Genomic DNA, 18,230 nt, shown 5'->3' with positions numbered 1-18,230 from the left:
TTACGACCAGGCCTGAGCCGCGGGCAGGCCGACGGTCACGACGAGGCCGCCCTCGTCGCGCGGCTCGAGGTGCACGTCGCCGCCGTGCGCCCGGGCCACCGCCCGCACGATCGACAGGCCGAGGCCGGCGCCGCCGGAGCCGGCGACCCGGTCGGTGCCGGTGAGCCGCCGGAACGGTTCGAAGAGGGACGCGGCCTCGTACCGCGGCACGACCGGTCCGCTGTTGGTGACCTGCAGCGTGGCCCAGCCGTTGTGGGTGCCGGTGCTGACCCGTACCCAGCCGCCGGAGCTGAGGTTGTGCCGGGCCGCGTTGTCCAGCAGGTTCTGCACGAGGCGTTCCAGCAGCACCGGGTCGCCCAGGGTGGCGGCCTCGGCCAGCTCCGTCTTCACGTCGTCGCCGGCGGCGTGCTCGGCGATGTCGGCCAGGTCGACGTACGAGCGCTCGGTCAGCTCACGCTCCGACCGGGCGAGCAGCAGCAGGCCGTCGATCAGCCGCCCGTGCCGCTGGTTGATGGCGAGCAGCGTCGTACCGAGCTGGGTCACCTCCGGCGAGGCGTCCTTCTCCAGCGCAACCTCGAGCAGCGTCCGGTTCAGCGTCAGCGGCGTACGCAGCTCGTGCGAGGCGTTCGCGATGAACCGCCGCTGCCCGTCGAAGGACCGGTCGAGGCGCGCCAGCATCACGTCGAACGTGTCCGCCAGCCGCTTCATCTCGTCGTCCGGGCCCTTCAACGCGATCCGTTCGTGCAACCCGCGGTCGGCGGCCGGCGCCTCGGCGATGCGCCGGGCCGTGTCGGTGATCTGATGCAGCGGCTGCAGCATCCGCCCGGCCACCAGCCAGCCCAGGGCCACCGCGGCCGCGCCGACCACGAGCAGGGCGATGCCGCCCTGGGTGAGCAACGCCGAGAGAGCGTCGTCCCGGGTGATCTCCACGGCCCTGCGGAACACCACGTCCGGCTGCGAACCGTCGAGCACCCGGCTGCGCGCCACGTCGACCGACGTCGCCTTCACGGCTATCCCGGTCGGGAGCTGCCGGGACACGAGAACGTACGTCACGCCGAGCATCACCAGGCCGGCGAGCAGGAACAGGCCGCCGTAAACGAGGGTCAGCCGGCCGCGGATCGTGAGCTTGAGCCTCATCCGATGCGGTACCCCACTCCCGGCTCGGTGAGCAGCACCGGCGGATCGCCCAGCTTCCGGCGCAGCTTCAGGATCGTCATGCGGACCGCGTGGGTGAACGGGTCGGCGTTCTCGTCCCACGCCTTCTCCAGCAGATGCTCGGCGGACACCGCGGTGCCGTCGGCCCGCAGCAGCTCGGCGAGGACGGCGAACTCCTTGCGGGACAACGGCACCTAGCGACCGTCCCGGTAGACCTCGCGCCGGTACGGGTCCAGGCTGATCCCCGCTCGTCTCAGCACGGGCGGGGTGGCCGGGCGGGAGCGCCGGCCCAGCGCGGCGACCCGGGCCGCCAGCTCCCGGAAGGCGAACGGCTTGACGAGGTAGTCGTCCGCGCCCAGGGCCAGCCCGTCGACCCGATCGTCCACGTCGGACGCCGCGGTCAGCATGAGGATGCGCAGGCTGCCGTCGCGGCCCGCCAGCTCCCGGCACACGTCGTCGCCGTGCACGACGGGCAGGTCCCGGTCCAGGACCAGCACGTCGTAGCCGTTGACCGCGGCCCGTTCCAGCGCGGCGGCACCGTCGTACACCACGTCGACCGCGTGGGCGTCGTGGCGCAGGCCGTCCGCGACCGCGTCGGCGAGCAGGCGCTCGTCCTCGACCACCAGGATCCGCATGCCTCCCATGGTGACCGGTGATCGCGTCACGTGGGCGTCACCGTTTTCGCTGACGGCGGGGAAACGCCCGGCGGTCTTCACTCGGCGCCGGGGCGGCCGCCCGGCCGCCGGGACGGAGACACGCGATGCGGACCAGGACGGTTCTCGCGCTCGGCCTGCTGCTCACGCTGGCGGTCGGCGGGTGCGGCAAGGCGAAGGACGACGGCGGCGGGGTCGCCTCGGCCGGCGGTACGGCGACGCCCTCCAGCAGCGCCGCGGCGGCCGGCAAGGAGGCCGACGCCGCGCTCAAGTTCTCGAAGTGCATGCGCGAGCAGGGGCTGACGTGGTTCCCCGATCCGGAGCCGGTCGGGCACGGGATGCGTTTGTCGATCCCCAAGGGCACGGACCAGTCGAAGCTTCAGAAGGCCATGGAGGCCTGCAAGAAGTACGCCCCGAACGGCGGCGAGCCGCGCAAGCTGAACCCCGAGGAGCTGGAGAAGGCGCGGCAGATGGCCCAGTGCATGCGGGACCACGGCGTCAAGGACTTCCCCGACCCCAACCCCGACGGCAACATCCGGATGTTGGGCGGCAAGGGACCCGGCGACCCGACGTTCGACAAGGCCATGGAGGCGTGCCAGCAGTACGGCCCCGGCTTCTCCCGCGAGGCGGGCTCATGAGGGGCCGCTACCTCATCGGCGGCGCGGTGGCCGCCGTCGGTGCCGCGGCCCTCGTGGCGGCCGGGCTGCCCTCGGGCGCTGAAGACCCGGCTCAGGCGAGAACCCTGCCGCCGGGCACCGCGCGCGTGACGAAGCAGACGTTCGTCGACACCCAGTCGGTGGACGGCGAACTCGGGTACGGCGACGCCACCCAGCGCAAGGCACGCCTGTCCGGCACGGTCACCGCCCTGGCGGCGTCCGGCTCGACGGTCAGCCGGGGACGGGCGCTCTACCGCATCGACAACGACCCGGTCGTGCTGCTGTACGGGACGCTGCCCGCGTACCGCACGCTGTCCCCGGGCGACGAGGGCAGAGACGTGAAGCAGTTCGAGGCCAACCTGTGGGCGCTCGGATATCGGGGGTTCACCGTCGACAAGTCGTACACGTCGGCCACCGCGGACGCGGTCCGTGACTGGCAGGACGACCTCGGGGTTCCGGAGACCGGCAGGGTCGACCCGCCCCGGATCGTCTACGCCGCCGGCAAGGTCCGCGTCGATTCCCGCCAGGCCGCGCCCGGCGACGTGGTGCAGCCCGGGGCCGCGCTGCTCAGCACCACCGGCACGGGACGGGTCGCCACGGTCCCGCTCGAGGCCTCCGACGCGCGGCTGGCGCGCAAGGGCGCCGCGGTCACCGTCACGCTGCCCGACGGCAAGCGCGTCAAGGGCACGATCACCGACGTCGAGACGGTCGTGACGCCCGGCGAGGGGCAGCAGAAGGACACGACCACCTTCGACGTCACGGTCAGCGGCTTCCGCTCGGGCGCCCTCGACCACGCGGCCGTCACGGTCGACTTCACCGCGGCGAAGCGCGCCGACGTCCTGACCGTGCCGGTCGCCGCGCTGCTCGCGCTCGCCGAGGGCGGCTACGGGCTGGAGGTCGTGGAGGGCGACACCAGTCGGATCGTCGCGGTGCGCACCGGCATGTTCGCCGACGGGCGCGTCGAGGTCTCCGGCGGTGGCATCACCGACGGCACGACCGTGGGAACGCCGTCATGAGCGCGGTGGTCCAGCTCGGCGGCGCGACGAAGACCTACGCCGGCGGGGTCACCGCGCTCGACTCGGTCACCCTCTCCATCGGGTACGGCGAGATGACCGCGGTGGTCGGCCCCTCCGGCTCCGGGAAGTCCACGATGCTGCACCTGATCGGTACGCTCGACCGCCCGTCCGCGGGAACCGTCCGCATCGACGGTCACGACGTCGCCGGGCTGTCGGACCGGCAACTGTCCGCCCTGCGCGCGCGTCGGATCGGCTTCGTGTTCCAGCAGTTCCACCTGGCTCCCGGCCGTACCGCGGTCGCCAACGTCGCTGACGGGCTGCTGTACGCGGGCGTACCCCGAAGGGAGCGGGAGCGGCGCGCGGTCGCCGCGCTGAACCGGGTCGGTCTCGCGGCCCGCCTGGGGCACCGCCCGCACGAGCTCTCCGGCGGCGAACGGCAACGCGTCGCGGTGGCCCGCGCGGTGGCCGGGGACCCGGCGCTGCTGCTGGCCGACGAGCCGACCGGCAACCTCGACTCGGCGTCCGGTGCGGAGGTCGTCGAGATCCTGACCGAGCTCAACGCCGGCGGCACCACGGTCGTGGTCATCACGCACGACCGGGACCTGGCGGGCAGCCTGCCCCGGCAGATCCGCATGCGCGACGGCCGGGTGATGTGAGATGACCGAGCTCAGCCCGGCCCGGCTGCGTCCCGCCGACCTGATGCGCGTCGGCGGTTCCGGCATCCGTGCCCGCCCGCTGCGCGCGGTGCTGTCCGCCCTCGGGATCGCCATCGGCATCGCCGCCATGACCGCGGTGGTCGGCATCTCGTCGTCCAGCCGCGCCGACCTCGACCGGGAGCTCGCGGCGCTGGGCACGAACCTGCTGACCGCCGGCCCCGGCTCCACGATGTTCGGCGCGGACGCGACGCTGCCGGACGACGCCGTACCGATGATCAAGCGGATCGGCCCGGTCACCGCCGCCTCCGCGACCGGCACCGTCGAGGACACGTCCGTCTACCGCACCGACCGGATCCCGAAGGCGCAGACCGGCGGCATCTCCGTCCTCGCGGCCCAGCTCGACCTGCCCGCCACGGTCGGCGCCGCGATGGCGTCCGGCACCTGGCTGAACGCCGCGACGGGCCGCTACCCGGCGGTGGTCCTCGGCGCCACCGCGGTCCGCCGGCTGGGTTCGGTGCCGGCGGTGCTCATCGGCGGCCGCCGGTACACCGTCATCGGCGTGCTCCGGCCGGTGCCGCTGGCCCCGGAACTCGACTCGGCCGTGCTCATCGGCTGGGACGCGGCCCGCGCGTACGCGGGCTTCGACGGGCACGCCACCACCGTCTACACCAGATCGAAGGAGTCCCAGGTGAGCGCGGTGCAGTCGGTGCTCGCCGCCACGGCCAACCCGGAGAACCCGGACGAGGTGAAGGTGTCCCGGCCATCCGACGCGCTCAAGGCGCAGCAGGCCACGGACGAGACCTTCACCCAGCTCCTGCTCGGCCTGGGCGCGGTGGCGTTGCTGGTCGGCGGGATCGGCGTGGCCAACACCATGGTGATCTCGGTGCTGGAACGCCGGGCGGAGATCGGCCTGCGCCGGTCGCTGGGCGCGACGCGCGGCCAGGTCCGCGCCCAGTTCATCGCCGAATCGCTGTTGCTGTCCCTGCTCGGCGGCGCGGGGGGCGTGCTCATCGGGACGGCGGTGACCTTCGCGTACGCCGCGGCGCAGAGCTGGCCGGGTGTCGTGCCGGCGTGGGCGCTGGCCGGGGGAGTGGGGGCAACCGTGCTGATCGGCGCGGTGGCGGGCTGGTACCCGGCCGTGCGGGCGGCCCGCCTCCCCCCGACGGAGGCGCTGGCCGCGGCCTGACGGGACCTCGACGTCGACACCTGTCCGGGCGTCGACGTCGGGGCCTCGCTCCCACACCGAGACGGGGCCGGAGCTGTCAGTGCAGACGGGCGCAGCTCGGCCATGTCCCTAGCTCGAAGGGCTGCGCGGTCCGAGGAGGCGTTCGATCAGGCGGGGCTCACCCGGCCACGCCGCCATCAGCACCTCCCGCGGGACCTGACGGCCCGCGTACCGCAATGCCAGGGCGACCACGACGATGTCGTCGAGCGGACCGATGACCGGGATGAATTCCGGGATCAGGTCGATCGGGCTGGCCACCCACACGCCGGCCAGGACAATGGCGATCTTCGCCCGGCGCGGCACGCGCGGATCCTTGCGCAGGCGCCGGACGGTGGTCACGCAGTCGGGGATGAACGCGGCGAGATCCCGGAGCAGGCCGGGCGGCAGGCGCCGGGCCAGCACGAAGAGCAGCGCCCAGCCGGCCAGCAGGCACAGGACGGCGATGCCGATCCCGGCGATCCCATTTCGCACCCGGACATTCGATCACCCCGGACGCTTCATTACGGGTGACTTCCTCCCACTTCAACGTATATCCGACCGGTGGGCTTGCGGCAAGGCCCCCGTCGTCGCGGAGAATCGTCGGCTGAGGCCACATTTGCGACTACGGGGGCACTGCGTGCAGTACGTGATGTATGTGAACGACGTCGACGGGAACCAGGTCGCGGTCGTCGGCGGAAAAGGTGCTCAGCTGGGGGAGCTCTCCCGGATCGACGGTATTCGCGTGCCGGCCGGTTTCTGCGTCACGACGAATGCGTACCGGCGGATTCTCGCGTCGGTGCCCGCGATCGACGCCTTGTGGGATCGCCTGTCCAGGCCGGCGATATATGACCGGGACGCGATCCGGACGGTGAGCGCGGAGCTTCGCCGGACGCTGGAAACGGTCGACGTGCCGGACGACCTGGCGGCGGAGATCACCGGAGCGGTCGCCCGGCTCGGCGAGCAGTCCGCGTACGCCGTCCGTTCCAGCGCGACGGCCGAGGATCTGCCGACGGCCTCCTTCGCGGGCCAGCAGGACACGTATCTGAATGTCATCGGGCCGGCGGCGATCCTCCGGCACGTCGTACGGTGCTGGGCCTCGCTGTTCACCGAGCGGGCCGTCACCTACCGCCTGCGGAACGGCTTCGACCACCGGAAAGTCCACATGGCCGTGGTCGTGCAGCAGATGGTCTTCCCGGATGCCGCCGGAATCCTGTTCACGGCCGACCCGGTCACGGGCAACCGAAAGGTCGCAGCGGTGGACGCCGGCTTCGGTCTCGGCGAGGCACTGGTCTCCGGCCTGGTGAATCCCGACGTCTACCACGTGCGTGACGGCGAGATCATCGCCAGGACGATCGCCGTCAAGAAGACCGCCGTGTATGCCCTTCCGGAGGGCGGTACGCACGAGCGCGCCGTCGAATCCGAACGACAGCACCAGCCCGCGTTGAGCGATGAGCAGGTCCTGCGGCTCGTGGCGGCGGGCCGCCGGATCGAGGCGCGCCTCGGGCGCCCTCAGGACATCGAATGGTGCCTCGCCGACGGTGACTTCCACATCGTGCAGAGCCGGCCGATCACCACGCTGTACCCCGTTCCCAGGTCCGCCGACAGCGAGAACCGCGTCTATCTCTCCGTCGGCCACCAGCAGATGATGACCGACGCGATGAAGCCTCTGGGCATCTCCCTGTGGCAGCTGATCGCCATGGCACCGATGCACGAGGCCGGCGGCCGGCTTTTCGTCGACGCCACCGGCCGCCTGGCCACGGCCGCGGGCCGGGCCGCCTTCCTCGACCTGGCCGGACGGTCCGACCCGCTGATGCGGGACGCGCTGGAGACGCTCCTGTCCCGGGGCGACTTCCTCCCGGCCGTCCCGGACGCTGCTCCGGCCGCGCCGCCGGCCGGTGGTTCGCCCGCGCCGATCGAGAGCGATCCCGCCATCGTCGACGAGCTGATCGAACGCAGCGAGAAGTCGATCGCCGCGCTGCGGCACGACATCCGCACGAGAACGGGACCGGCGCTCTTCGATTTCCTCGTGGAGGAGGCGATCCCGGAGCACAAGCGGGTCCTGACCGATCCGCTGAGCATGCAGGCGATCATGGCCGGAATGGAGGCCACCTGGTGGCTCAACGACCGGCTGGAGGAATGGCTGGGCGAGAGGAACGCGGCCGACACGCTCACCCTGTCCGCGCCGGGCAACATCACGTCGGAAATGGGCCTGGCGCTGCTCGACGTCGCGGACGCGATCCGGCCGCATCCCGAGGTGACCGCATTCCTGCAGCACGTCGAGGACGACGGTTTTCTCGAGGAGCTGCCGACGATCCCCGGCGGAATCGAGGCGCGTGACGCCATCGAGACCTATCTGGACCGGTACGGCATGCGCTGCGTCGGCGAGATCGACATCACGAGGCCGCGCTGGAGCGAACGACCGGCCACGCTCGTACCCCTGATTCTCGACAACATCAAGCTGTTCGAGCCCGGCGCCGCCGCACGGCGGTTCGAGCAGGGCCGGCAGGCAGCGGAGAAGAAGCGGCTGCAGGTGCTGGAACGCTTGCGGGCGCTGCCGGACGGGGAGCGCAAAGCCGACGAGACCGAGCGGATGATCGAACGGGTCCGGACTTTCATCGGCTACCGCGAATACCCGAAGTACGGCATCATCAGCCGCTTGTTCATCTACAAGCAGGCCTTGATGGCGGAGGCCGAGCGCCTTGTGAACGCCGGCGTGCTCGACACGGCGGAAGACGCCTTCTATCTGACGTTCCAGGAACTGCGGGACGCCGTGTCCACCGGGCGGGCCGACAACCGCCTCATCCGCCGGCGCAAGGACGAATTCCGCGTTTCCGAGGAGCTCACGCCGCCCCGGGTGCTCACGTCCGACGGCGAGGCGCTGTCGGGGTCGTACCGGCGCGACGACGCGCCGGCCGGTGCGCTGCTCGGCATCGCGGTGTCCGGCGGGACGGTCGAGGGCAGGGCCCGGGTCATCCTCGACATGACGGAGGCCGACCTCGAGGCGGGGGACATCCTGGTCACGGCGTACACGGACCCCAGCTGGTCACCGCTGTTCGTCGCGGTCACCGGCCTGGTGACGGAGGTCGGCGGGCTCATGACCCACGGGGCGGTGATCGCCCGCGAGTACGGGCTGCCGGCCGTGGTCGGGGTGGCCGACGCGACCCGGCTGATCCGCGACGGCCAGCGGATCCGCGTACACGGAACCGACGGGTACGTGGAGATCCTGCAGTGACCTCTCGGCGTCAGGGGGATGCGAGCGCCTCGGTGGGCGGCAGCCGGGCCGCGCGTACGGCGGGGTAGACGCCGGCGACGACTCCCACGACCGTCGCGCCCCCGAGACCGGCGGGCGCGACCCAGGAGGGAATCGAGACCGGCCAGGAGTGCCACATCGCGTACGCGACGACCGCGCCGGCGCCGAGCGCTGTGCCGGCGACCCCGCCCAGAACGGACAGCGCCGTCGACTCGGCCAGGAACTGGAGGCGGATGTGGCCACGGCGGGCGCCCAGCGCGCGGCGGAGACCGATCTCACGGCGTCGCTCCAGCACCGAGACGACCATGGTGTTGGCCACTCCGACCGCTCCCACCAGCACCGCCACGCCGGCCAGCCCGAGCACCAGGGACCCGAAGGTCGTCGCGGTCGCCCGCTTGGCCGCGAGGGCGTCCGAGGGCCGGGAGACGTCGACCATCCCCGGCAGGCGCGGGTTCACGGTGGCCGGCAACACCGTCCGGACGTCCTCGAGGTTCGCCTCGGCCGCGCGTACGTAGAGGACCGTGGGGTGGCCGTCGAAGCCGAGGGCCCGCTCGGCGACATCCCACCCCACCACGACCGAGGTGTCCAGGTCGGGCGCGAGCGGCACCGGCGCGAGGATCCCGGCGACGACGAACCGGCGGTTGCCGATGGTGATCTGCGGCAACGGCCCACCCGGACGCACGGTCGCGACGCCGAGCCGGGATCCCGCCTCCCACCCGAGAACCGCCACCGGGAACCGCGCGGTGGCATCGGTCAGGAAGCGCCCCGAGCTCAGCCGTGCGCCGACCGCCGGGAGCAGATCCGTACGGCCGGCCAGCACGGTGAGGCCGGAGGCGTCGTGCTCGTCGACACGGTCGGAGCGGCGGGCCACGGTGTGCAGGTTGGCGACCGCGCTGACCTGTGCGACGGGCCCGATCCGGCGGACCATGCCGATCGACTCCGCCGGCAGGGGCTGCGGCTGATCGCCCGCGGTCACCGGGTACACCCGGAGAAGGTTGGTGCCGAGCGTGGCCAGCCGCGCGTCCAGGGCCCGCCCGCTCGAGGCCGGAACCCCGGTCACGACGACCATCGTGGCGATCCCGATGGCGATGCCCAGGGCCGACAGGGCGGCGCGGGCCTTCCGGGTACGCAGACCGTGCAGTCCCAGGAGCACGACATCCACCGGTGTCAGCCGCATTCGGTGCCTCCTCCGGCGCGCTTCTCGTCCCCGGCGGACCGGTCGGAGACGATCCGGCCGTCGCGTACGGTGACGCGCCGGGGCAGCCGAGCGGCGATGTCCGCGTCGTGGGTGATCACCGCGATGGTGGCGCCGTCGGCGTGCAGCTCGGTCAGCAGGTTCAGCACCGAGTCGCCGGTCGCGGTGTCCAGCGCGCCGGTCGGCTCGTCGGCGAGGATCAGATCGGGCTCGTTGACCACGGCACGGGCGATCGCGACGCGTTGCTTCTCGCCCCCGGACAGCTGGTGGGGAAGGTGCCGCAGGCGGTGGCCCAGCCCGACCCTCTCCAGGGCCTGCTCCGCCAGCCGTCGGCGCCTGCGGCGCGGAACCCCGGCGTAGAGCAGTCCGGTCGCGACGTTCTCCGTGGCGGTGGTGCCCTCGGCGAGGTGGAACTGCTGGAAGACGAAGCCGAGCCGCGCGCCGCGCAGGTCCGACAGGCGGCGGTCGGAGAGCCGCGTGACGTCCTCGCCGCCGATGCGTACGGTGCCACGCGACGGCAGGTCGAGCGTTCCCATGATGTTGAGCAGCGTCGACTTGCCGGAGCCGGAGGGGCCGACGATCCCCAGCAGCTCGCCGCGGGCCACGACCAGGGAGACGTCGTCGAGGGCCGTCACCCCGCCCGGGTACTCCCGGGTGACCCGCTCCAGCGCGAGAACCTCGGTCATCGGGCGTCCACCACCGTCAGGCCCGCGGTGATGCCGGGGCCACTGACCTCCACCATGCCGCCCGCGAACACGCCGGTTCTGGCCGCGAGCAGCCCGCCGCCGGGGCGTTGCAGGGCGTACCCGCCCTCGCGGAGCGCGACGAGCGTGGTGACCGGGACCATCAGCACGTTCTTGCGGGCCGCCGTCGTGAAGCGGACCTGCACGGGCGCGGCGTCGAGCGCGGCCAGGCGCTTGCCGGCGGACAGCTTCACCGTCACGGTGCGTTTGGGCGGCTCGGCCGAGTCGGGGGAGTCGGCGCCCGACACGATCGACCGGCTGATCGCGCTGACCTTGCCGGGTATCTCGCGGCCGTCGGGCAGGACCACGGCCACTTCGGCCCCGAGCTTGACCGTACGAGCGTCCCCGGCGCTCATGGGAATCGTCACCACCTTGGACTTCGCGGTCGTCCGCAGCACGACGTCGCCCGCCGGGGCGCCGAGGTCGGCGAGCACCTCACTGACCCGGGCGGGGCCGGGCACGACCACCACCTGGCCGGGTCGCAGCGCGCCGGGAGGCGTCACCCCGAGCCGCTGCTGCCACTTCCTGACCTCGTCGAGCATCGGCTGGTCGACCGTGTCCGCCTTGCCGGCGCGGCTCGGGTAGCCCAGCGCGCGCAGATTGCGGCGCAGTTGCAGCACGTCGTTGCCGGTCATGCCGACCCGGTCGATCGGGCGGAACACGGGGGTGTCGCCGTAGAGGACCACGACGGGTTGATCGTTGACGCGGAACAGCTCGGCGCCGCGGTGGACGGCGGCACCCGGCCTCGGCAGCCGGGTCAGCACACCGGTGCCGGTGCTGCGCACCTCGCGGGCCGTGCCGAAGCCGAGCGTGGCCGGGACGAGCCTGCTGTCGGAGAGGTTCCCGCGCTGCACCGTCGTCGTGGCGAGCGACGGGGTGATCACCTGCGGCGGTGCCGGTGGCCCGGTGCGCAGGGTCGCCACGGCCGCGCCCGTACCCGCGCCGGCCCCGGCCATCGCCAGCGCGACGGCCAGCAGGCTAGTCCTTCTTCGCACCGAAGGCCTCCAGCATGCACTGCCGCTCGAGCTGCTGCTGGTTGTCGGGAACCGGGGTGTCGCTGCTGTCGTACGTCCACTCGCCGGGCTTGGTCACGTGCACCATGAGCCCGTGGTCGCGCAGGCAACGCACGTTGTCCTGCCACTGCGCCGCGAAGTTCGGGTTGCGGTCCGGGTCGGTCTCCACCGGTTCCAGCGGCTTCTGCGAGGCGCAGGCGGCGTACGCGGCCTTCGGCTCGCCGCTGGGGTCGAGCAGGCGCTTGCCCGTACCGACAGCCGGTGCCATGGCATCCTTGTCCTTCGACCGTTCCTTGACGCCGTGCGAGAACAGGCAGTCCCCGTACGCGTCCCAGAACCGCGCCTTCTCGTCGTCGGTCATGTCGAGGCGCAGCTGAACGCCCTTCGGTGTCCCGGCGGCGCGGGACGCGGCCGCGGTCACCGGGGCGCTCTCCAACGTCGCCACCTCCGGCGGCTGCTGATCGGCGCTCCCTGACGAGCAGGCGCTCAGCAGCACCAGTGCGGCGGCGACGAACGACGTCTGACGGATGCGATTCATGGGCAGGGAGTCTGGCGGCGACTTGTCATGGTCCTGTTGTGATCGCGTAGTGCTTCCGTTCGCCGCCCGGTGCTGTACCGCGCCGGTCCTAGACTCCCCGGCGTGACTGCCAAGCTGCTCGTCGCCGAGGACGACCCCAAGCAGGCGGAGCTGCTGCGCCGCTACCTGGAACACGAGGGTCACGCGGTGACCGTCGTCGGCGACGGTCGCGCGGCCCTCGACGAGATCCGCCGGAACCCACCCGACCTGCTGGTGCTCGACGTGATGATGCCGCGGGTCGACGGGCTGGACGTGTGCCGGGTGCTGCGGCGGGAGTCGGAGCTGCCGGTGCTCATGCTGACCGCCCGCAGCAGCGAGGACGACCTGCTCCTCGGCCTGGACCTCGGTGCCGACGACTACCTCACCAAGCCCTACAGCCCCCGCGAGCTGGCCGCCCGGATCCGTACGCTGCTGCGCCGCACGCGGGTGCCGGTCGCCGCGTCGCCGGTGCTGCGGGTCGGCGGGCTCGAGGTCGATCCCGTACGCCACGAGGTGCGCGTGGACGGCCGGCAGGTCGGCTGCACCCCGGGCGAGTTCCGCCTGCTCGAGGTGATGGCCGGCCAGCCGGGACGGGTCTTCACCCGCGACCAGCTCCTGCGCCACCTGCACGGCTTCGACTCGTACGTGACGGCACGCACGGTCGACGTCCACGTGCTCAACCTGCGCCGCAAGATCGAACCGGCTCCGGGCACCCCGGTGCGCCTGCTCACCGTGTACGGCGTCGGCTACAAGATCGCCGATGGCTGACCGGCGGCTCCGCAGCAGCCTGCTCGTACGGTTGCTCGCCGTGTCGATCGTGGTGTCGGTGCTCTCCGTGGCGGCCACCGCCTGGCTTGCCGCACGCGTCACCACCCGGGCCGTGCAGCAGGAACGCGGCCAGGCCGTGGCCGACGGCGCGAAGATCTACGACGCGTTGCTCGGGTACGCGGCGACGCACCGCGACTGGGCCGGCGCGGGTCCGCTGGTGCGCGAGCTGGCGCACAACACCGGCCGCCGCATCGTGGTGACCGGCCCGGACCGGCAGCCGCTCGTCCAGTCCGCCGGTGCACAGCTGCCCGAGCAGGCGTCGGCGACCGTCGACCCGCTCGCGGACGGCATCGACCGGCGCGCCGTCGGGCCCTTCCTGCTGTCCGACGGGGACCGCCGAGAACTCGACCGCCTGGCCGGCGTTGCCCTGAAATGCCTGACCGGACCGCCGAGAACCGGGACCGTCCCCACGGACGGCTCCGTGGTGCAGGCGGCCGTCGCCCAGGCGACGATCGTCCGCGAGCCGACCGGCCGTCCCCGCGTCGAGACGAGCGACCCGTACCCGCCGACCCGCTGCGCCGACGCACTGAACGTTCTCGCCGAGCCCACCGCGGCCGAGCAGCGCGCACTCGACCAGCTCGGCACGTCGACCAACGCCTGCCTCAAACGGCAACGCCGGGCCCCCGTGGCGATCAGCCTGGGCGGCAGGTGGAGCACCACGCAGGTGACCGGCGACAACTCCGCGTACTACCGGGCGGTGGAGTCGTGCCTCGCCGGTGCGCGTCGCGAGCAGCTCACGGCGTACGTGGCCCCGCCGGCGCTGCTGTTCGTGCTGGACCCGCGCTCGCCGTCACCCGCCGGCGGCTTCGACCTGTCCCCGGCCAACCAGGCCCGGATCGCCGGCGTCGCCGGTCTCGTCCTGCTGGTCACGATCGGCGCCACCGTGCTGGTCGGCATCCGCGTCGTGCGCCCGCTGCGTGCCCTCACCACCGCGGCCGACCGGTTGCGGGACGGCGACACCGCTGCGCTCGTACGCGTCACCGGGCACGACGAGATCGCCCGGCTCGGCAGCGCCTTCAACGCCATGGCCGAGCAGCGCCGTCACATCGAGGGACTGCGGCGGGCCATGGTCGGCGACATCGCCCACGAGATGCGTACGCCGGTGACGAACGTCCGCGGCTGGCTCGAGGCGGCCGACGAGGGGGTGGTGCCGCTCGACAGGGAACTGATCGGGTCGCTGCTCGAGGAGGCGCTGCTCCTGCAGCACGTCATCGACGACCTGCAGGACCTCTCGGCCGCCGACGCGGGCGAGCTGCGCCTGCACCTCCAGCAGGTGGAGGTGTCGGAGCTGCTCACGTCGATCGCCGACACCTTCGCCGCCACCGCGGGCGGTGTGTCGCTGCGTGCCGAGGCGCCGCCCACGACCTGGCCGGCGGACCCCATCCGGCTGCGCCAGGCGGTCGGCAACCTCGTCGCCAACGCCATCCGGCACACCCCGCCGGGCGGTTCGGTCACGCTCTCCGCCCGTACGCAAGGATCCGACCTGGTCATCGACGTGGCCGACACCGGATCCGGAATCCCGGCGGACCAGCAGCATCTGATCTTCGAACGGTTCTGGCGGGCGGAGAAGTCCCGCAGCCGGCAGACCGGCGGGAGTGGCCTCGGCCTGGCGATCGTCCGCAAACTGATCGAGGCACACGGCGGAACGGTGTCCGTGCGGAGCGCGCCGGGTCAGGGCTCGACCTTCACCCTGCGGCTGCCGTTGATTCACCCTCAGTAGGTGCCACAGCCTGGCACCTACCGCTGCGAATCTTGCTCCCGAAGCCACCCATGACCTTCGAGGAGTCACCGCAATGGCAATCACCACCACTCCCCACCTGAACTTCCGCGGCGACGCCCGCGCCGCGCTCGAGTTCTACCGGTCCGTGTTCGGCGGCCGGCTCACGGTCGTCGCGTACGGCGACTTCGGCATGCCTCCGGAAGCGCCCGACGCGGACAAGGTCGTGTTCGGCCAGGTCACGGCCGACAACGGATTCAACATCATGGCGTACGACATCCCCAGCCACTCCGCTGCTGCTCCCGCGGCGTCTGCCCCGACGGTTCGGGAGAACGGCATGACGCTGACCGGGCAGCCGTTCTTCGTGTCCGTCCGCGGCGACTCGGCCGAGGAGGTGGCGGCGCTGTGGGACAAGCTCGCCGACGGCGCCGAGGTCATCGACAAATACGGGCCGTCGCAGTGGGCGCCGGGCTTCGGGATGCTCACGGACCGCTTCGGCGTCACGTGGATTCTGGACGTGGCGGCCCCGTACGCCGGCTGACCAGAGCCTGTTTTCCGTGGCCACCTCGCTTCGACGGGGATGGTGTTGATTCCGTCACCTCGATAGCCTCCTACTGAAACGACTGTTTCAGTAGGAGGTTCGATGAGGCGCAGCGAAGCGGGCCACGCGGCCAGGCAAGACCCGGCCAGGGAGAGGCACGACCTGAACCCGCACGCACCCCTGGTGCCCGCGGGATGATCGCGCGGACGTGGCGGGGCTGGGCGCCGAGCGCGACAGCGGACGAATACCAGAGTCAATACGAAACCGAGGTCGCCGAACTGCTGAATCGGGTCGCGGGCTTCCGCGGCGGCCGGCTGCTCCGCCGCAAAGCAGGCGACGAGGTGGAGTTCACCTCCATCACGTTCTTCACCGACATGGAATCGGTTCAGGCATTCGCGGGCGCCGATCCCAACATCGCGGTCGTCCAGAACGCCGCGCAACGGGCGCTGTCCCGATGGGACCACCATGTCGTCCACCACGAGGTGGTTTTCGACATCCCAGGAACGGAGGAAAGGCGCGCCCGGCAGGATTCGAACCTGCGACCGACGGATTAGAAGTCCGTTGCTCTATCCGCTGAGCTACGAGCGCCTGGCCAGCACATCCTAGAGTCCCGCCGCCGTCGTGGCGAGCCGGATGTCAGGCCGTCGTGGCGTCCGCTTTGTCTCCTGGGCCGCCCGGCTGCTTCCTCGCCGACGGCTGTGCGTCGCTGCCCGCCGTACCCGTGGAAGCGGCGACCTCGGCCTCGACGGCCGCGATGCCTTCCGGGGTGTCTTCCGGTGCCGGCGGGATGTGTTCCTGTGGGGTTCCCTTCGGCGGGATGAAGGCGTCGACCCAGCGGCCCAGTTCGCGGAAGACCTCGTCGCGCACCTGGCGGCCCGACAGCGTGAGGTCGTGCATGCCGCCGTCGAAACGGGTGATGGTCACGCGCGGGCCCAGTCGCGGCGCCCAGCGGACGATGTGTTCCACATCGAGAACCGTGTCGGTCACCCTGGCGTCTTCGCTCCAGTCTCTACCCCGGAACGTACGCGTGGAGCACGCGACCAGAACGGGGGCGTCGATCGACAGTCCCGCGCGCAGCCGAGCCTGGCCGCGGCGGATTGCTTCCAGCCAGCCTGTGCGGACGGGAAAGCCGAGGACCGGTTTCCACTTCAATTCGTACGTCCATTCGCCGCGGTGTTCGGCGTGCAGGCTCTGGCCGTAGAGGCCGAGGGTGCTCATCGGCAGGACGCGGTAGGGGTTCCGGGAGCTGGTCTTCCCGACGATGCTCATCAGCGGTCGGCGCAGGACCCAGGGCACGTTGAAGTCGAAGAAGGGGCTGTTGAGGAACAGTCCGTCGACGATGCCGCGGTCGTGGCGCGCGTGCGACCACAGGGACGTGATCAGGCCGCCCGTGGAGTGGCCGGCGACGAGCATCTGGTCGTGGCCGTCGTCCTCGCGGATGATGCGGGCCGCCTCGTCCAGCTCCGGGAAGTATTCCGTGAGGCTCCGCGCGAAGTTCGGGGTCTGGTGGGGGAGCAGGCTGCGGCCGTACTTGCGCAGGTCGAGCGCGTAGAAGTCCCAGCCGCGTTCGACGAAGAAGTCCGCCAGGTGGGTCTGGAAGAAGTAGTCGACGAAGCCGTGCACGTACAGCACCGCACGGCGGGTCGGGACCTCGGCGCGGCGGCGGACCAGGGTCGCGACGACCGCGCCCTCGTCGTCGGTGCCGAGGTCGATGGTGTGTCGCTCGTACGGCGGGCCCAGGACGTCGATCTCCACGTCGCCAGGTTACCCACGCGTAGGGCTACCTGCGCCATACCAAATTCTGGCGATCTTGCGGACTTTTCCCCATCGCGGCGCTGTCCACAGGCCGGCGCATCTTCTCCGGCGTCCCGGCAGCCACCCGGGGCAGGCTGCACCCCACGAACTTCGACCGATTGAGGAGAAGCGATGTTCGACACCAACATTGTCGTGATCGGCAACGTGCTGACCGCTCCGGAGTGGCGCCGCACGGCGAGCTCCAACACGCTCGTGGCCAACTTCCGGGTCGCGTCGACGGCGCGCCGGCTCGACCGGGAGACCGGCCGGTGGGTGGACGGCAACCACCTTCGCGTACGCGTCAACTGCTGGCGCCGGCTCGCCGAGGGCGTCGCCTCCTCGGTGACCGTCGGCGACCCGGTGATCGTGACGGGACGCCTCTACACGCGTGACTGGACCGACAACGAGGGCAACCTGCGCACGACGTACGAGATGGAAGCCGTCTCCGTCGGCCACGACCTGTCCCGCGGCCGGGCCAAGTTCTTCCGGAGCAAGGCCGCCGCGACGGCCGCGGTCGAGAGCCCCGAGGCGGAGGAGAAGATCCGCGGCGAGGTGGCCGCACCGATCCCGGACAGTGAGGCACCGGCCGTGTACGGCGAGGGCGTGCCGGACGGCGAGGAGCCCACCTTCGAGGACGTCCCGGCCCGGTCGCCGGAGGGCTTCGACCCGGTGGCGGCGCTCCGCGGCGGCGGGTTCGAGCCGTTCGACACGGGCATCACCCTGCCTCCGGACGCGACGGCCGCCACGGGTTCCCCGAGTTCCGTTCCCGGCTCCGCCGCCGGGCCCGCTCCCGAGCAGCTGCAGCTGACCGGCACCGTCGAGCCGACCGGTGCGGAACCGGCTCCGGACGCCGGTCCGTCGGCGGCCGAGGCGCCGTCGCCGCGCCGGGTACGCGCCCGAGCCCCGCGCCGCCAGCCGGTCGCGGCCTGAGCGCCGCCGCTCCGCGATTCACCTCTCCCCGTGAACGCGCGGAGCGGCGGTACCGACCAGCCCACGCCCTTCCCGTTCACGCCCGGCCGGTCCGGTGCGCGCCGACCTCCGCGGCAGCCGCCGTACGGCCCGGCGGGGAAGCGACGCGCGGGCTGGCAGCCGGGAGCCCTGCGCTGGGGGTCGAGCGCGGGTGACCGGCCCGTCCGGGTGGGTTCCCGGTGGTCGCACCCACCCGGACGGCATAGCCGCTCGTCGCCCGTGGGCGGGCGAGCGGCCGGGACCCGGTCGTCGCCGCCCCCACGCGCGGTGGCGGCCGGGCACCC

General features: G+C 72.2%; 16 protein-coding genes, 1 tRNA gene and 1 pseudogene. 9 read left to right on the top strand and 9 right to left on the bottom strand.

Going from position 1 to position 18,230, the window contains the following annotated elements; translation table 11 throughout:
• A complete protein-coding gene (locus COUCH_RS32470) occupies nt 1-1,137 on the bottom strand; it encodes a sensor histidine kinase (RefSeq protein ID WP_249608991.1) in 1,137 nt (378 codons plus the stop codon).
• Nucleotides 1,134-1,790 (bottom strand): annotated as a pseudogene (locus COUCH_RS32465) (response regulator transcription factor). Before COUCH_RS32465 ends, COUCH_RS32470 begins: the two are co-directional and overlap by 4 nt.
• Nucleotides 1,791-1,915: 125 nt before the next feature.
• Between COUCH_RS32465 and COUCH_RS32460 the strand changes: the two are divergent.
• Genes COUCH_RS32460 through COUCH_RS32445 form a run of 4 tightly spaced genes read left to right on the top strand, consistent with a single transcriptional unit; the run spans nt 1,916 to nt 5,322 of the window.
• Nucleotides 1,916-2,446 carry a hypothetical protein gene (locus tag COUCH_RS32460; RefSeq protein ID WP_249608990.1) on the top strand — a complete coding sequence of 177 codons (531 nt, stop codon included), beginning with the start codon at nt 1,916-1,918 and terminating at the stop codon, nt 2,444-2,446.
• Nucleotides 2,443-3,480, top strand: coding sequence for an efflux RND transporter periplasmic adaptor subunit (locus COUCH_RS32455; protein ID WP_249608989.1), 1,038 nt, complete (start codon nt 2,443-2,445; stop codon nt 3,478-3,480). The genes COUCH_RS32460 and COUCH_RS32455 overlap by 4 nt, the downstream gene beginning before the upstream one ends.
• A complete protein-coding gene (locus COUCH_RS32450; RefSeq protein WP_430640841.1) occupies nt 3,477-4,136 on the top strand; it encodes an ABC transporter ATP-binding protein in 660 nt (219 codons plus the stop codon). The genes COUCH_RS32455 and COUCH_RS32450 overlap by 4 nt, the downstream gene beginning before the upstream one ends.
• Nucleotide 4,137: 1 nt before the next feature.
• Nucleotides 4,138-5,322: an ABC transporter permease gene (locus tag COUCH_RS32445; protein WP_249608988.1), complete on the top strand. Its 1,185-nt coding sequence runs from the start codon at nt 4,138-4,140 to the stop codon at nt 5,320-5,322.
• Nucleotides 5,323-5,430: 108 nt separating this feature from the next.
• Here the strand turns inward: COUCH_RS32445 and COUCH_RS32440 are convergent, their stop codons facing one another.
• Complete coding sequence (locus tag COUCH_RS32440; RefSeq protein ID WP_249608987.1) at nt 5,431-5,832, bottom strand: YkvA family protein; 402 nt, start codon at nt 5,830-5,832, stop codon at nt 5,431-5,433.
• A gap of 157 nt (nt 5,833-5,989) precedes the next feature.
• Here COUCH_RS32440 and rph point away from each other — a divergent pair, with 157 nt between their 5' ends.
• Nucleotides 5,990-8,572 carry a rifamycin-inactivating phosphotransferase gene (rph, locus tag COUCH_RS32435; RefSeq protein WP_249613878.1) on the top strand — a complete coding sequence of 861 codons (2,583 nt, stop codon included), beginning with the start codon at nt 5,990-5,992 and terminating at the stop codon, nt 8,570-8,572.
• Between the two features lie 10 nt (nt 8,573-8,582).
• Here rph and COUCH_RS32430 read toward each other — a convergent pair whose 3' ends face one another.
• Genes COUCH_RS32430 through COUCH_RS32415 form a run of 4 tightly spaced genes read right to left on the bottom strand, consistent with a single transcriptional unit; the run spans nt 8,583 to nt 12,079 of the window.
• Nucleotides 8,583-9,767 carry an ABC transporter permease gene (locus tag COUCH_RS32430; protein WP_249608986.1) on the bottom strand — a complete coding sequence of 395 codons (1,185 nt, stop codon included), beginning with the start codon at nt 9,765-9,767 and terminating at the stop codon, nt 8,583-8,585.
• On the bottom strand, nt 9,758-10,471 hold the full coding sequence (locus tag COUCH_RS32425) for an ABC transporter ATP-binding protein (RefSeq protein ID WP_249608985.1): 714 nt from the start codon (nt 10,469-10,471) through the stop codon (nt 9,758-9,760). The genes COUCH_RS32430 and COUCH_RS32425 overlap by 10 nt, the downstream gene beginning before the upstream one ends.
• Complete coding sequence (locus tag COUCH_RS32420; RefSeq protein ID WP_249608984.1) at nt 10,468-11,523, bottom strand: HlyD family secretion protein; 1,056 nt, start codon at nt 11,521-11,523, stop codon at nt 10,468-10,470. The genes COUCH_RS32425 and COUCH_RS32420 overlap by 4 nt, the downstream gene beginning before the upstream one ends.
• Complete coding sequence (locus COUCH_RS32415; RefSeq protein ID WP_249608983.1) at nt 11,507-12,079, bottom strand: hypothetical protein; 573 nt, start codon at nt 12,077-12,079, stop codon at nt 11,507-11,509. The genes COUCH_RS32420 and COUCH_RS32415 overlap by 17 nt, the downstream gene beginning before the upstream one ends.
• A gap of 102 nt (nt 12,080-12,181) precedes the next feature.
• Here COUCH_RS32415 and COUCH_RS32410 point away from each other — a divergent pair, with 102 nt between their 5' ends.
• From COUCH_RS32410 to COUCH_RS32400, 3 genes are all read left to right on the top strand, one after another.
• Entirely contained in the window at nt 12,182-12,865 is a 684-nt protein-coding gene (locus COUCH_RS32410; RefSeq protein WP_249608982.1) for a response regulator transcription factor, read from the top strand.
• Nucleotides 12,858-14,645: a sensor histidine kinase gene (locus COUCH_RS32405; protein ID WP_249608981.1), complete on the top strand. Its 1,788-nt coding sequence runs from the start codon at nt 12,858-12,860 to the stop codon at nt 14,643-14,645. The genes COUCH_RS32410 and COUCH_RS32405 overlap by 8 nt, the downstream gene beginning before the upstream one ends.
• 73 nt (nt 14,646-14,718) lie before the next feature.
• Nucleotides 14,719-15,183 carry a VOC family protein gene (locus COUCH_RS32400; protein ID WP_249608980.1) on the top strand — a complete coding sequence of 155 codons (465 nt, stop codon included), beginning with the start codon at nt 14,719-14,721 and terminating at the stop codon, nt 15,181-15,183.
• 515 nt (nt 15,184-15,698) lie between these two features.
• Here the strand turns inward: COUCH_RS32400 and COUCH_RS32395 are convergent.
• Both COUCH_RS32395 and COUCH_RS32390 read right to left on the bottom strand, forming a co-directional pair.
• A tRNA-Arg gene (locus COUCH_RS32395) sits at nt 15,699-15,771 on the bottom strand.
• Nucleotides 15,772-15,819: 48 nt separating this feature from the next.
• Nucleotides 15,820-16,938 (bottom strand): alpha/beta hydrolase, encoded by a 1,119-nt coding sequence (locus tag COUCH_RS32390; protein ID WP_249608979.1) that lies wholly within the window; start codon nt 16,936-16,938, stop codon nt 15,820-15,822.
• A 171-nt stretch (nt 16,939-17,109) separates the two neighbouring features.
• Between COUCH_RS32390 and ssb the strand changes: the two genes are divergently transcribed.
• Entirely contained in the window at nt 17,110-17,907 is a 798-nt protein-coding gene (ssb, locus tag COUCH_RS32385) for a single-stranded DNA-binding protein (protein ID WP_249608978.1), read from the top strand.
• The last annotated feature ends 323 nt before the right edge of the window (nt 17,908-18,230 follow it).

Origin of the sequence: Couchioplanes caeruleus, from assembly GCF_023499255.1 — a bacterium.
Taxonomy (GTDB): domain Bacteria; phylum Actinomycetota; class Actinomycetes; order Mycobacteriales; family Micromonosporaceae; genus Actinoplanes; species Actinoplanes caeruleus_A.
Note: the sequence above shows the minus strand (reverse complement) of the source record. Positions and strands in the feature narration are given on the sequence as shown.